At 47.8% G+C, this 11,964-nt stretch carries 14 protein-coding genes and 1 other RNA gene; 6 read left to right on the plus strand and 9 right to left on the minus strand.

Annotation, left to right across the window (positions count from 1 at the left end):
• Positions 1-26: 26 nt before the first annotated feature.
• Together rsmA and dhaS are read left to right on the plus strand one after the other, a co-directional pair.
• The gene (gene rsmA, locus QM657_RS13995; RefSeq protein WP_415067317.1) at positions 27-896 is read left to right on the plus strand and encodes a 16S rRNA (adenine(1518)-N(6)/adenine(1519)-N(6))-dimethyltransferase RsmA; all 870 of its coding nucleotides are present in this window, start codon (positions 27-29) and stop codon (positions 894-896) included.
• Between the two features lie 16 nt (positions 897-912).
• Entirely contained in the window at positions 913-1,476 is a 564-nt protein-coding gene (gene dhaS, locus QM657_RS14000) for a dihydroxyacetone kinase transcriptional activator DhaS (RefSeq protein ID WP_415067318.1), read from the plus strand.
• Here the strand turns inward: dhaS and QM657_RS14005 are convergent.
• Positions 1,473-1,706 (minus strand): hypothetical protein, encoded by a 234-nt coding sequence (locus QM657_RS14005; protein WP_415067319.1) that lies wholly within the window; start codon positions 1,704-1,706, stop codon positions 1,473-1,475. The genes dhaS and QM657_RS14005 overlap by 4 nt on opposite strands.
• A 208-nt stretch (positions 1,707-1,914) precedes the next feature.
• Between QM657_RS14005 and QM657_RS14010 the strand changes: the two genes are divergently transcribed.
• Positions 1,915-3,648 (plus strand): oleate hydratase, encoded by a 1,734-nt coding sequence (locus tag QM657_RS14010; RefSeq protein WP_415067320.1) that lies wholly within the window; start codon positions 1,915-1,917, stop codon positions 3,646-3,648.
• Positions 3,649-3,803: 155 nt separating this feature from the next.
• Here QM657_RS14010 and QM657_RS14015 read toward each other — a convergent pair whose 3' ends face one another.
• The 7 genes from QM657_RS14015 to nagB all read right to left on the minus strand — a co-directional run bounded on the left by QM657_RS14015 (position 3,804) and on the right by nagB (position 8,981).
• Positions 3,804-4,352 (minus strand): TIGR01440 family protein, encoded by a 549-nt coding sequence (locus QM657_RS14015; RefSeq protein ID WP_415067321.1) that lies wholly within the window; start codon positions 4,350-4,352, stop codon positions 3,804-3,806.
• Between the two features lie 33 nt (positions 4,353-4,385).
• Positions 4,386-4,805, minus strand: a complete 420-nt coding sequence (locus QM657_RS14020) for an HIT family protein (protein WP_415067322.1) — start codon at positions 4,803-4,805, stop codon at positions 4,386-4,388.
• A gap of 53 nt (positions 4,806-4,858) precedes the next feature.
• Positions 4,859-5,260 carry a bacteriohemerythrin gene (locus tag QM657_RS14025; protein ID WP_415067323.1) on the minus strand — a complete coding sequence of 134 codons (402 nt, stop codon included), beginning with the start codon at positions 5,258-5,260 and terminating at the stop codon, positions 4,859-4,861.
• Between the two features lie 66 nt (positions 5,261-5,326).
• The gene (locus QM657_RS14030) at positions 5,327-6,337 is read right to left on the minus strand and encodes an ABC transporter ATP-binding protein (protein ID WP_415067324.1); all 1,011 of its coding nucleotides are present in this window, start codon (positions 6,335-6,337) and stop codon (positions 5,327-5,329) included.
• The gene (locus QM657_RS14035) at positions 6,291-7,127 is read right to left on the minus strand and encodes an ABC transporter permease (RefSeq protein ID WP_415067325.1); all 837 of its coding nucleotides are present in this window, start codon (positions 7,125-7,127) and stop codon (positions 6,291-6,293) included. The genes QM657_RS14030 and QM657_RS14035 overlap by 47 nt, the downstream gene beginning before the upstream one ends.
• On the minus strand, positions 7,117-7,947 hold the full coding sequence (locus tag QM657_RS14040) for a hypothetical protein (RefSeq protein ID WP_415067326.1): 831 nt from the start codon (positions 7,945-7,947) through the stop codon (positions 7,117-7,119). The genes QM657_RS14035 and QM657_RS14040 overlap by 11 nt, the downstream gene beginning before the upstream one ends.
• A 299-nt stretch (positions 7,948-8,246) precedes the next feature.
• On the minus strand, positions 8,247-8,981 hold the full coding sequence (nagB, locus tag QM657_RS14045) for a glucosamine-6-phosphate deaminase (RefSeq protein WP_415067327.1): 735 nt from the start codon (positions 8,979-8,981) through the stop codon (positions 8,247-8,249).
• Between the two features lie 116 nt (positions 8,982-9,097).
• On the opposite strand from nagB, the gene QM657_RS14050 reads away from it, so the two are divergent.
• Positions 9,098-10,369: a DUF6128 domain-containing protein gene (locus tag QM657_RS14050; RefSeq protein ID WP_415067328.1), complete on the plus strand. Its 1,272-nt coding sequence runs from the start codon at positions 9,098-9,100 to the stop codon at positions 10,367-10,369.
• A gap of 28 nt (positions 10,370-10,397) precedes the next feature.
• Here QM657_RS14050 and QM657_RS14055 read toward each other — a convergent pair whose 3' ends face one another.
• The gene (locus QM657_RS14055) at positions 10,398-11,093 is read right to left on the minus strand and encodes an anaerobic ribonucleoside-triphosphate reductase activating protein (RefSeq protein ID WP_415067329.1); all 696 of its coding nucleotides are present in this window, start codon (positions 11,091-11,093) and stop codon (positions 10,398-10,400) included.
• A gap of 69 nt (positions 11,094-11,162) precedes the next feature.
• Here QM657_RS14055 and tadA point away from each other — a divergent pair, with 69 nt between their 5' ends.
• The gene (tadA, locus tag QM657_RS14060; RefSeq protein WP_415067330.1) at positions 11,163-11,630 is read left to right on the plus strand and encodes a tRNA adenosine(34) deaminase TadA; all 468 of its coding nucleotides are present in this window, start codon (positions 11,163-11,165) and stop codon (positions 11,628-11,630) included.
• 66 nt (positions 11,631-11,696) lie between these two features.
• An RNA gene (gene ffs / locus QM657_RS14065) (signal recognition particle sRNA large type) lies at positions 11,697-11,958 on the plus strand.
• Positions 11,959-11,964 lie beyond the last annotated feature (6 nt).

Below are 11,964 nucleotides of genomic sequence, written 5' to 3' on the forward strand. Positions count from 1 at the left end.
GAAGCAAGCGAAAACGGAGGACGAGCATGGCATCATTGGGAAATCCCCAAAAAACGATTGAGATCATAAAAAAACACGAATTTGCATTTCAAAAGAAGTTCGGCCAGAACTTTTTAATCGATACCCACGTGCTGGATAAAATCATCGCATCAGCAGGTGTGACAAAGGATGACTGTGTGCTGGAAATCGGGCCGGGAATCGGCACTATGACACAGTATCTGGCGGAAAATGCGGGACATGTGGTGGCAGTAGAGATTGACTCCAACTTAATCCCCATTCTGAAAGAAACCCTTGGGGACTACGACAATGTGACCGTCATTCACGGCGACATTTTAAAGACAGACGTGAACCAGATCGCGGAACAGTACAATGGAGGCCGCCCCATTAAAGTGGTGGCAAACCTTCCTTACTACATTACTACTCCCATTATTATGGGACTTTTTGAAGGAAATGTCCCCATTGACAACATTACGGTCATGGTTCAGAAGGAAGTGGCAGACCGGATGCAGGTGGGGCCCGGCTCCAAGGATTACGGAGCGCTTTCTCTGGCAGTCCAGTACTATGCCCAGCCCTACATCGTAGCCAATGTGCCGCCCAACTGCTTTATGCCCCGTCCGAACGTAGGCTCTGCCGTAATCCGCCTGACCCGGCATAAAAATTCCCCTGTAAAGGCAGAAGATCCGGACTTAATGTTCCGTCTCATCCGGGCTTCCTTTAACCAGAGGAGAAAGACCCTGCAAAACGGCTTAAACAATTCCCCGGAGGTCTCCTTCACAAAAGAGGAAATCACAGAGGCCGTAGAAAGTCTGGGCCTTGGCGCCTCCATAAGAGGAGAGGCCCTGACCTTAGAGCAGTTTGCCGCTTTAAGCAACTATTTTACCAATATGAGAAAATAAATTTACAGGAGGGGACATGTCGGATTCACTGATTACCAAACGTGCCATAGCAGAAGCTTTGAAACAGGTGTGCAGGGAAAAGCCGTTTAACAAGATATCCATATCAGACATCACGGCTGTATGCGGTCTGAACCGGCAGACCTTCTATTATCATTATCAGGATAAATATGAGCTGTTAAGCTGGATTTATTACAATGAAAATTTTGCCGCCATTGCGGAAAATATCACCCTTGAGAACTGGGACCAGAAGGTGCTGGAACTGCTTGAAAATATGCGGAAAGAGAAAGCCTTTTACATCAATACCATAAAAGAGCAGGAACACACCTTTGAAAGCTATCTTCTGGAAATGGCAAAGGCTCTGTTTTTAGAGGCAATCCTGTTCCTTGACGAAAAAAAGAAGCTTACAGAGGAAGAACGGGAATTTGATGCCCAGTTTTACGCCTACGGCATCTGCGGCATGATCGTCAACTGGGCGGAAAAAGGCATGAAGCAGGAGCCCTGGCTTATGGTCCGGAGGTTAAAGAGCTTAGTTAGTGCCACCAAGCGGATCGGCTATCTTCGAAACCGGGAAGAGGTTTAGAAGAGTTTTTTCATAATGAGATTTAAGCATTCCTCCAGAGTACAGTTTTTGATCATTGCAAGAAGCTCGGTATAATGAAACTGTTCCATAGAACAGGGATGAAAACGCAGCAGCAGCTCTTCCATATTTCTGGCGGCCCGCTCCGGAGATTTCTGTCCGTTTTTTAACTGATGGAGAAGTGCCGTCCTGAGTACGGATTCCCGGATATGATTGCGCAGGGTCACTGACATGATTCTCCCTCCTTTTGTTTTTACTCATTGTAAAAGAAGAAGAAAATAATTTCGATAGACAAAATACAAAAAATGTCCTGTTTTTTGACACCATTTCCGTGGTGTCGTTTTTTTTTACAATTGAAAAATCATGTATGATGACCAGTAAAACGAAGTATGCTAATATGAGGCCATCACTTACATCAAATCAAAGATTGGAGCATTGATCATGAAGGACAAAAACAGTTTTGGAAAGGCATTGACCTGGAGTCTGGCAGCCACTGCCGCAGCCATGGCAGCAGCGAAAGCCTATGACTATTCAAAAAAGCAGAAACATTTAAAACAAAGTGAACCGGAAAAACCGGAAGAAAAAATTCATAGCCCCAAAGACAGAAAAGCCTATTTTGTAGGCGGAGGCTTAGGAAGCCTGGCAGGAGCAGCCTATCTGGTGAGGGACTGCAATATGCCGGGAGAGCAGATCACAATTTTTGAAGGACTTCCGATTTTAGGCGGCAGCAACGACGGCATCGGCACCCCGGAAAAAGGCTTTGTCTGCCGGGGAGGGCGGATGCTCAATGAAGAAACCTACGAAAACTTCTGGGAGCTGTTCCGGTCCATCCCATCCTTAAGCAATCCAGGCAGGAGCGTGACCGAGGAAATCTTAAATTTTGACCACGCCCATCCCACAAAAGCAAAGGCCAGGCTGATCGACAAAAGAGGAAACATTCTGGATGTGAAAAGCATGGGATTTACCCAGAAGGAGCGGATGGCTCTTTTAAAGCTCATGAACACCCCGGAAGAAAAGCTGGATGACATGACCATTGAAGAGTGGTTTGCAGACATGCCCCACTTCTTTACCACTAATTTCTGGTACATGTGGCAGACTACCTTCGCATTCCAGACCTGGAGCAGTCTGTTTGAATTCCGCCGTTATATGCGCCGGATGATTTTGGAATTTTCAAGAATTGAAACTCTGGAAGGAGTGACAAGAACTCCTTTAAACCAGTATGACAGTGTCATCCGTCCTCTGGAAGAGTATTTGAGAAAACAGGGAGTCATTTTTGAGGAAAACTGTGTTGTGGAGGACATTGACTTCGCTGACGGCGCTGGAATCACGGCAAAAGTGCTTCACTTAAAAGACAAAGGAAAAGAGCGCACCATCGAGCTTCAAAAGGGCGATATCTGCATCATGACCAATGCCTGTATGACCGACAGCGCCACCTTGGGAGACCTTCGCACCCCCGCTCCTGCCCCTAATTTAAGACCCATATCAGGAGAGCTCTGGAGCAAGGTCGCCGCAAAGAAGCCGGGCCTTGGAAATCCCTATCCGTTTTTCTGCGACGTACAGGAGACCAACTGGGAAAGTTTTACCGTCACCAGCCGGGGCAATAAACTTTTAAAAATGATTGAGAACTATTCTGGAAATGTGCCCGGAAGCGGAGCCTTAATGACCTTTAAAGACTCTAACTGGCTCATGAGCATTGTAGTGGCCGCCCAGCCTCACTTCATCAACCAGCCCATGGACCAGACTATTTTCTGGGGCTACGGACTTTATACCGACCGGGTGGGCGATTATGTAAAGAAGCCCATGAAGGACTGCACCGGAGAAGAGATGCTGACAGAGCTCCTTCACCATCTTCATATGGAAGACCGCTTAGAGGAAATCCTTGCCGACGTAGTCAATGTCATCCCCTGTATGATGCCCTACGTGGATGCCCAGTTCCAGCCCCGCAAAATGACTGACCGTCCCAATGTAGTTCCTGCAGGCTCCACCAACTTTGCCATGGTGAGCCAGTTTGTGGAAATCCCCGATGATATGGTATTCACCGAGGAATATTCAGTCCGCGCCGCCAGAATAGCCGTATACACCCTTATGGGATCGGATAAAAAAATCTGTCCGATCACACCTTACGTCAAAGACCCCAAGGTTTTAGCAAAGGCAGTCCAGACCTCATACCGCTAAGAGGATAAGACCGCAAATAAAATATCGTAAACATCAGGCAAGACAGAAAAATGCGCCCAAACCGTGATATGCTGTCCTATATAAGGACAGCACACTCCGGTTCAAGGCGCATTTTTATGCAGTATTTTCAAAAAAATCCATCGGGCATCAGCCTGCTATTTAGAGTCCTCATAACACGCCCGTGCTCCCCCGATATACTTGGGCCTGGTGCGGGCAGCCACCACAGGGGCAGACCCGATGCGGTTGATCTTAAGCCTGACAGGAACAGCCACAGCCTTTAAATGCATCCCGATGAGGGTATTTCCAATATCAATTCCTGCATGGGCTTTGATTGCCTCCACAGCCACAGGCTCCTGAAACGTCCTGTAAGCCGCTAAAGCAAAAGAACCTCCGGCCTTTAGCTGGGGAATCACGCTCACCGGCTCATAGCCGTAAAGCTCTGCCGCTTCCCGCTCCAGAATCAGCGCCCGGTTCAAGTGTTCGCAGCACTGGGCTGCCACATAGATTTCACGAGCCTTAAAAACCTCATGGATGGCCGAAAAAACTGCTTGACCAATCTCTTCGCTGGAATGAGAACCAATGCGGTGGTCGGAAATCTCACTGGAGGAGCAGCCGATCACAACCAGATTCCCTTTCTTTAAATGAGCAGCCTCCAGCAATTCTTCAGCCGCCTGTTCAGCCTGTAACCTGATTTCTTCCAACACAGCGGACACCTCCTTTTACAATCATTTCATAACCTATAAAGCGGCCCTGATGGCAGCGGCCATGTCTTCATACTCTTTCTCAGTTAAATACACCTTGTCCGGATTCATGGCAAAGGTACTGCCCCATTCATCCCCACCATTGTACTTGGGAACGATGTGCATGTGAAGGTGACAGCCTGTATCTCCATAAGCGCCGTAATTGACCTTATCCGGGTGAAATACCTTGTGAACAGCCTTGGAAACCCTGGCCGTATCAGCAAAAAAGGCATTTCTCTCCTCGTCACTGATGTCAATCATTTCACTGACATGATCCTTATACGCCAGAATCACCCTGCCTTTTTTGCTCTGTTCCCTGAATAAATATAAAAATCCCGTTTCCATTTCGCAGATCAAATAGCCGAATTTGGCTACTAAGTCTCCCTGCATGCAATATGCGCAGTTTGGGTCTTTCATTGTGCCGATACCCTCTTTCTGATTATGTATTATTCCCGTGGTTTAGAAGATTATTACCTGCTCTTTATATAGGCGGCAACCTTTACATCTTCTTTTTTAATGTGGCTGATCAGCCAGCCCGCAATGGTGCTGTTAACCTCTCCCACAAGAGGGATGGTAGGGCCTTCCTTCTCCAGCTTGACACAGATTCCCGCCACAACCCTTTTGAAGTCATCGTGGTAACGCTTGTGCGCAGCATAATCCGGATACTGGTATTGAAGCTGAAGCTTTTCCTCGTTGCTGAAATGCCTTGCAGTGTACTCCTGCAAAAATTTAGTCGTATTGGCAAGCTCCAACCGCCCCTTTCCTGCTCCGCAGGCAGCAAGCAGGTTGTTGATCGCATCAATGAGCTGACGGTGCTCCGAATCAATGGACGCATTTCCTGTCTCTAATTCTTTTGTAAATGTATATGCCATGGTTATGGCCTCCTTATCTTTGTAGGTTATACATATTTTACCTCATTTTGAAAAGAAATCCAACTGTTAAATTTCCCTCCAGCTTAAATACAGGCCCGCCACCACATCTTCAATCGGTGCTTTTTTGATTTCCACATCCTGAATTTGGGTGAATTCGGCCAGCATGCCCAGAATTTCGTGGATTTCCAGCTTCTTCCGGTCAAATTCATATTCGTGCAGACCGTTTTCTGAGCTCAGCAGTTTCAGGGCCGGGAGCGCTGGTGCAGGCTCGTGGGAAGGCGTGGTGATCTGAATTCTGTAAAATCCCCCCAGAACACCTCTCAGCTCGTCAAAACTCCCGTCAAAAGCGATCTGCCCTTTGTTGAGGAGCACGATCCTCTGGGCCATTTCCTCCAGATCATCCATGTCATGACTGGTCACCACAACGGTAGTGCCCCGCTCTCTGTTGATCTTTTTCAAAAAACGGATCATCTGCTGTTTAGCCAGAACATCAAGGCCCAGGGTGGGCTCATCCAAAAAGATCAGCTCAGGGCCGTGCAAAAGCAGCATGGCGATATCCGCCCGCATCCGCTGCCCCAGACTCAGCTCCCTGGCAAAAGTCTTCAATATGTCCCCAAGGTCTAAAAGCTCTGTCACAAGCCTTAGATTTTCCTGATAAACTTTTTCCGGAATGTTCCAGACCGCCTTTTTCCACTCAAAGCTGGTGATGACGGGATGATCCCACCACAATTCCGTCCTCTGCCCGAACAGCACCCCAATGTGCCGCATAAGAGCGGTCCTCTCCTTTGCCGGATCGAATCCGAGGACAGACACCTGCCCTTTTGTAGGCAGCAGGATGCCGGAGAGAATTTTTATGGTAGTGCTTTTTCCCGCCCCGTTAGACCCTGCATAGGCCGCAAATTCTCCCTGACGGATGGTTAAAGATAAGTTGTCAAGGGCCGTTACCACCCGTTTTTCCGGGTGGAACATGTTTTTTATGATGTCGCGGGCTTTCCCGCTTCTCTGCCACTGGCAGTATTGTTTCGTCACATTATCGATGGCCAAAGCCGGTGTATCTGGGTGAGCCGCAAAGTGCATAATGTTTCAGTCCTTTCTTAAAGAATAAAAGCGTAACAGCAAAGAGCAGAGCCGCTGCTGCCGGAATATAAATCCCGCCCTTTTCCCCGGTTTTAAGCAAAATGAGGGAAGGGAGCCAGGAAGAGAGTCCGATGGGAAGCACTGTGAGGAAGAGCCCTCTGACAGTTTTGTTCATATTTCCCAAAGGATAAGTTTTTAAAGAAGAAAATAAATCCCTTCCCGTTCCGGCAATTTCCTCTGCAGCAGCAGGAGAATAAAAAGCCGTACAGGATAAAAGATATAAAAAAGAAAGCATAATCAGGCAGGAGCAGGCTCCGTAAAAGAGAAACAGCATAACCCAGCCCGGACTCACTTCCACCCCGGCCTTTACAGCCCCATACCAGGAAAGCCCTGTTCCCAATAAGAGCAGGGGAGAGCCGGAAAATGGAGCAAAGCCCTGGGCCAGAAGCTGGGTCCATAGAGGAACCGGCTGAATCATAATGTGGTCAAGCTGCCCCCGGCCAATGATCCGGCTGACCATGGAAGTATTATTTCCAACAAAAAACACAGTATAAATTCCGTCAAGAAATACGGAATAGCCCATCATAAACAGGACCTCCTCCCGGCTCATGCCGGAGAAATCTCCGAAGCTGACAGACAGCAGGAACACACCTGTAACCGTACAGATTCCGGTCACAGCATCGGATACGAGCTGCAGCAGAAAATACCGTGTATCACGGAGAAGCCATAAAAGGTCCATTTTTGCATACTGCCCGTAGAGCCGGAAGAGAGTTTTAATATTATCCGCCAAAAGAAATCATCCTTTCTTTGCTTTTTTTAAACACATGGGCCGCCGCGGTCCACAGAATAAGGTTCCAGAAAACCTGAAGCCCCAGAACCTTAAAGGGGTTTTCCGCCGTTCCCGTATAAATGGTCAAAGGCCCGTGGGCAACGGACCCAAGGGGCAGAAGAGAAAACAGGTTCCCGATTCCAAAGGGAAATAAGGAAAATGGAATCATCTCTCCCGACAGCAGGGAATAAACCGCTTCCCGCACAGCCAGAGCGGCAAAGCAGCCGTTTTTTAAATAAATAGCCAGAGACGCAAAGAGCAGATCAATGGCAAAACCCAGAGAAGCCGCCAGAATAAGGCTGAAAACAGCCAGAATTCCTGATAAGACCCCGGCCGGCCAGGGACTGATTCCCAAAAGAGGGGATAAAAGCCACAGAGGCAGGCCAAAGAATATAAAATTAGGAATCCACCATTTTCCAATGGTTTCCGCAAAAAAGCTGACTTCTACAGGCATGGGCCGAAGAAAGCGCCCGATGACCGAACCCTCCCAAAGGGAGGCGGTGGCAGGAGAAATAATATTCAGCTCCTGATGAAAAATCGCCGCCATAAGGGTATAAGTCATCAACTGGTCCAAGGAGAGGCCGTTAGATAAAATACGGTCCTCCCCTAAAGACTTCCAGATAAAAATAAGCATGACAAACTGGACGGCCTGAACAAAATATCCGCCTGACACAGACAGGAAACCGCCGTCAAAAATCTGTTTGGTGCACATGAACATAGTGGAACAAACGGCTCTGGAATGAGAGCCGAAGCCGGTAAGAAACTCTTTTTTCTGTTTCATGAATGAAATTCCTCCATTGCGAACGCATCCGGCCGGAAATTCAGTCACATACCAGTCAACAAAAGTTACCTGCTATTGGACAAAATTTGAGGCAAGACGCTGTTTTTTTCGTAAAAATGGGCGCACTGATACACGGACAGATCAAAATTACCCAAAATAACGGAAATATGCTCAATATTCATCCATAAAGAACTGATTTTCATCGAAGTACGGCACACAGCGTCTCACCTCCTTTTTTCAAGATTTGTTTAAAACAATAACAGCATAAAAAATAAAAGTCAAGCGGAATGAAACGGGAATCAGCTTATTCCCATCTTGGATAAAGCCGCCTCATCAGCTACGATGATCACATCAGGGTGAAGCTGTAAAATAGAAGCAGGAACGCGGGGAGTAACCGGCCCGCAGATGGATTCATACAGAACTTCCGCCTTCTCAGTCCCGCTGACCAAAAGCAGGATTTTCCTTGCCCTCATAATCGTGCCGATTCCCATGGTATAAGCCTGGCGGGGAACCTCATCAACGGTCTCAAAAAAGCGCTTATTGGCTTCAATGGTGCTCTCTTGAAGGTCAACCACGTGAGTATCCTTTGGAAAGACGTCAGAAGGCTCATTAAAACCGATATGTCCATTGTGTCCAATGCCCAGCAGCTGTAAATCCACACCGCCAAGGCCGCTCACGATTGCCTCGTAATCCTCAGCCGCTTTCTCAGCATCTGTCTCCGTACCATCAGGGATATGGGTGTTCTTTTCCTTGATATTTACATGCTTAAATAAATGCTCCTGCATAAAGTGGTAATAGCTCTGGTCGTTATCCTTTGAAAGCCCCTTGTATTCGTCTAAGTTTGCAGTCTTTACCTTGGAAAAATCCAAATCCCCCTTATGATACCAGTCAACCAACTGCTCATACGTTCCCACAGGAGTGGAACCGGTAGCCAGTCCCAGCACGCAGTCCGGCTTCATAATAATCTGTGCGGAAATAATGTTTGCGGCCTTCCGGCTCATATCATTATAATCTTTAGCCTGGTAAATCTTCATATTTTTTACCCTCCATCGGTATTGAAAATATTTTTGTTTATTCTTTCAACAGGATATCATTTTTATGTCATAGTTGCAATGATATTTCCATAAAATAGTTATAAAGGAGTGATGGCATGTCGAACTATCGGAGACTAATCTCATATATTTATGCCTACGAAGGCGGAGTCAAAGGAAAAAACATCGGATTCGCCAAGATAGAAACCAGGGGAACCCAGTGTAAAGTTACGGTCAGTGCCAAAAGAATTTATGTAGGAGGCAATGACATCGGAGTCTACTTGCTGTCCGGAGATCAGGAAATATATCTGGGAAATATTTTTGTGCGCGGAGGTTCCGGAGAATTCAGGACCTCAGTGCCTGCCGACGATATAGAGCATTCCGGAATCTCCATGGATCAGTGCTACGGACTGACCGTCCACGATGTCAAAAACACATGGCGGTCCTACACGACCATATGGGAGGACTCTGTCGCCCACGCAGCAGAAGTAGATTTGCAGAGTGCCGTTTCCGCATCTCTTGAAAAAGATCAGGAAGCCATTTCAGAAGAGCGGATCAAGCGGGCAGTGAAGGAAATTGAAGAAGAATTCCCCTTAGAGCCGGAAAATGTCCGGTCAGCCAGCCAGGAACCGGAAGAAGAACCGGTTTCCTCTTCGGATGCCTCCAGCGCAGAAGAAGGAAGCCCTGTTGAAGAGGCCCAGGAATTTTCCCAGGAGGAAAACCTCCCCACAGAAATGATGGAAAAAGAAGAGGCCCAGCCGGAAGAATCAGAAAAATCCCAGGAGCCAGAGCCGGAAGAAACTGATGAAGTCAATCAGCAGAGCCGCCAGCAGACGGTCAGCCAGGAACAGGAAACACCCCGCGAACGGATGATGACATTCGGAGAGCCCATCCTGCCCTATGACAATCAGGAACCGGCGGCAGATGAGACCGGTCAGATGCCCGAAGAGGAACAGCCTGTACTCGGAAATCCCGACCAACTGGAACGCCTCCGTCAAAAAGAAGAACCGGACGGAAGCTCCCACGATATGATCTGGGATAAACTGAAACGGGAACATACCCGTATCCTTGCCTTTGACTATGAGCATGGATGTGAAATCCTCACCATCAAGCCTCAGGATATCGGCCTTCTTCCCAGAGATGCCTGGGTTTACGGCAATAACAGCTTTCTTCTGCACGGATACTATAATTACCGCTACTTAATCATTGCAAAGCTTTTCAATCCTCAGGGAATGCCCCGCTATCTTCTGGGAGTTCCGGGCCATTATTACAGCAACGAGCGCTACATGGCCTCCATGTTCGGATTCCCGAACTTTGTGCTGTCTAAAGACCAGCCAATGGAAGATGGCAGATTTGGATTCTGGTATACGGATGTAAAACTGGGGGGCTGATATCAGCCCCTTTTTTTTGCCGTACCGGTCAGATTTGTGTACCTCTCATCACCGCATCAGGCAGAAACGGCTTTAAAACATCTAAAAATTCCTCTAATTCCTCCCTAGAAAAAGACTGAAATCCAGGGCATAAAATCTGTCCCGAATCCTCAAAGTTTTGAAGATAGTAAGGAGAGCTGCCGGCCAGCCATTTTCCGACATCAGAAAAGTCTGAAAGCTCATGAATCCCCTTCACAGCCGTGGTGCGAAATTCATAGGGCACCTTTCCTGACATCAAAAAAGAAACACTTTCTTCTATGTTCTTTATGTCAATGTTTTCCTTCCCCGCCGCCTTAGAATAATTCTCCCTTCCCGCCTTAATATCCATTGCAACGTAATCCAAAAGCCCCGAAAGAACCAGATTTTTCAAGACTTTTGGCCTGTATCCGTTTGTATCCAGCTTCACCAGATAGCCAAGCTCCCGTATTTCCCTGATAAACGGCTCTAAATCAGCCGCCAGGGTGGGCTCGCCTCCCGTGATACAGACCCCTTCCAAAATCCCTTTCCGCTTCTTTAAAAAATCAAGAACCTCCTCCTGAGAAAACAAAGCCTCAGCCGATCCGTCCAAAAGTCCGCTGTTATGGCAGAAAGGGCAGCGGAAATTACATCGGTCAAGAAAAACCGTCGCAGCCACATGGCCCGGAAAATCCAGGAGCGTGGTTTTTTGCAGTCCGCAAATCTTCATATCTTCACCATTCCTTTATTTCGTGATATACTGATACGAGTATACCACAAGAAACCACAAGGAGCCAATATGACCATAGATGAAAAATATATGCGGGAAGCGGTGAGACAAGCCCGAAAGGCAGCGGCAGCAGGCGAAGTCCCCATAGGCTGTGTCATTGTCTATGAAGATAAGATAATCGCCAGAGGCTACAACCGCCGCACCATAGATAAAAATGTCCTGTCCCATGCGGAGATCAACGCCATCCGAAAAGCCTGTAAAAAAATGGGAGACTGGAGGCTGGAAGGCTGCACCATGTACGTGACCTTAGAGCCCTGCCCCATGTGCGCCGGAGCCATTGTCCAGGCAAGAATTCCCAGAGTTGTTATGGGCTGCATGAACGCAAAGGCAGGCTGCGCCGGCTCTGTCCTTGACTTACTTCACGAAGAAGGCTTTAACCACCAGGTCATTACGGAAACCGGGGTTTTGGGAGAAGAGTGTTCCCAGATGATGAAAAACTTTTTTAAAGAACTGCGGGAAAAGAAAAAGCAGCCGTAATCCTTGACAACGGCCCCATTTCCATGTATACTAAACTCCGATTCAACCGATTATGTCATAAAGTTTCCGTGCAGCCGGGGAGATAGCGGTGCCCTGTACCTGCAATCCGCTCTAGCAGGGGTGATGTCTTACCCAGGGCCGTCTATTGCAGGGCTGCCCCTGATAAGTGGCGATGACGTTTGGGTCTTACGCAACAGATCTTCATGAACCGTGTCAGGGCAGGAATGCAGCAGCACTAAGTGAAATCATCTGTGTGCCGTGAGGCAGCCTGGACCGAGCTAACTGTCAGGGTAACGCTTGTGGTAGCGGTTCAAAGTGAGACGCACGGATTAAA

This window comes from Lacrimispora sp. (assembly GCF_047605665.1).
GTDB lineage: Bacteria > Bacillota > Clostridia > Lachnospirales > Lachnospiraceae > Lacrimispora.

Excerpts from the sequence above, each read along its gene's own strand:
- rsmA (WP_415067317.1), top strand. The coding sequence starts at position 27 with ATGGCATCATTGGGAAATCCCCAAAAAACGATTGAGATCATAAAAAAA.
- dhaS (WP_415067318.1), top strand. The coding sequence starts at position 913 with ATGTCGGATTCACTGATTACCAAACGTGCCATAGCAGAAGCTTTGAAA.
- QM657_RS14005 (WP_415067319.1), bottom strand. The coding sequence starts at position 1,706 with ATGTCAGTGACCCTGCGCAATCATATCCGGGAATCCGTACTCAGGACG.
- QM657_RS14010 (WP_415067320.1), top strand. The coding sequence starts at position 1,915 with ATGAAGGACAAAAACAGTTTTGGAAAGGCATTGACCTGGAGTCTGGCA.
- QM657_RS14020 (WP_415067322.1), bottom strand. The coding sequence starts at position 4,805 with ATGAAAGACCCAAACTGCGCATATTGCATGCAGGGAGACTTAGTAGCC.
- QM657_RS14025 (WP_415067323.1), bottom strand. The coding sequence starts at position 5,260 with ATGGCATATACATTTACAAAAGAATTAGAGACAGGAAATGCGTCCATT.
- QM657_RS14030 (WP_415067324.1), bottom strand. The coding sequence starts at position 6,337 with ATGCACTTTGCGGCTCACCCAGATACACCGGCTTTGGCCATCGATAAT.
- QM657_RS14040 (WP_415067326.1), bottom strand. The coding sequence starts at position 7,947 with ATGAAACAGAAAAAAGAGTTTCTTACCGGCTTCGGCTCTCATTCCAGA.
- nagB (WP_415067327.1), bottom strand. The coding sequence starts at position 8,981 with ATGAAGATTTACCAGGCTAAAGATTATAATGATATGAGCCGGAAGGCC.
- QM657_RS14050 (WP_415067328.1), top strand. The coding sequence starts at position 9,098 with ATGTCGAACTATCGGAGACTAATCTCATATATTTATGCCTACGAAGGC.
- QM657_RS14055 (WP_415067329.1), bottom strand. The coding sequence starts at position 11,093 with ATGAAGATTTGCGGACTGCAAAAAACCACGCTCCTGGATTTTCCGGGC.
- tadA (WP_415067330.1), top strand. The coding sequence starts at position 11,163 with ATGACCATAGATGAAAAATATATGCGGGAAGCGGTGAGACAAGCCCGA.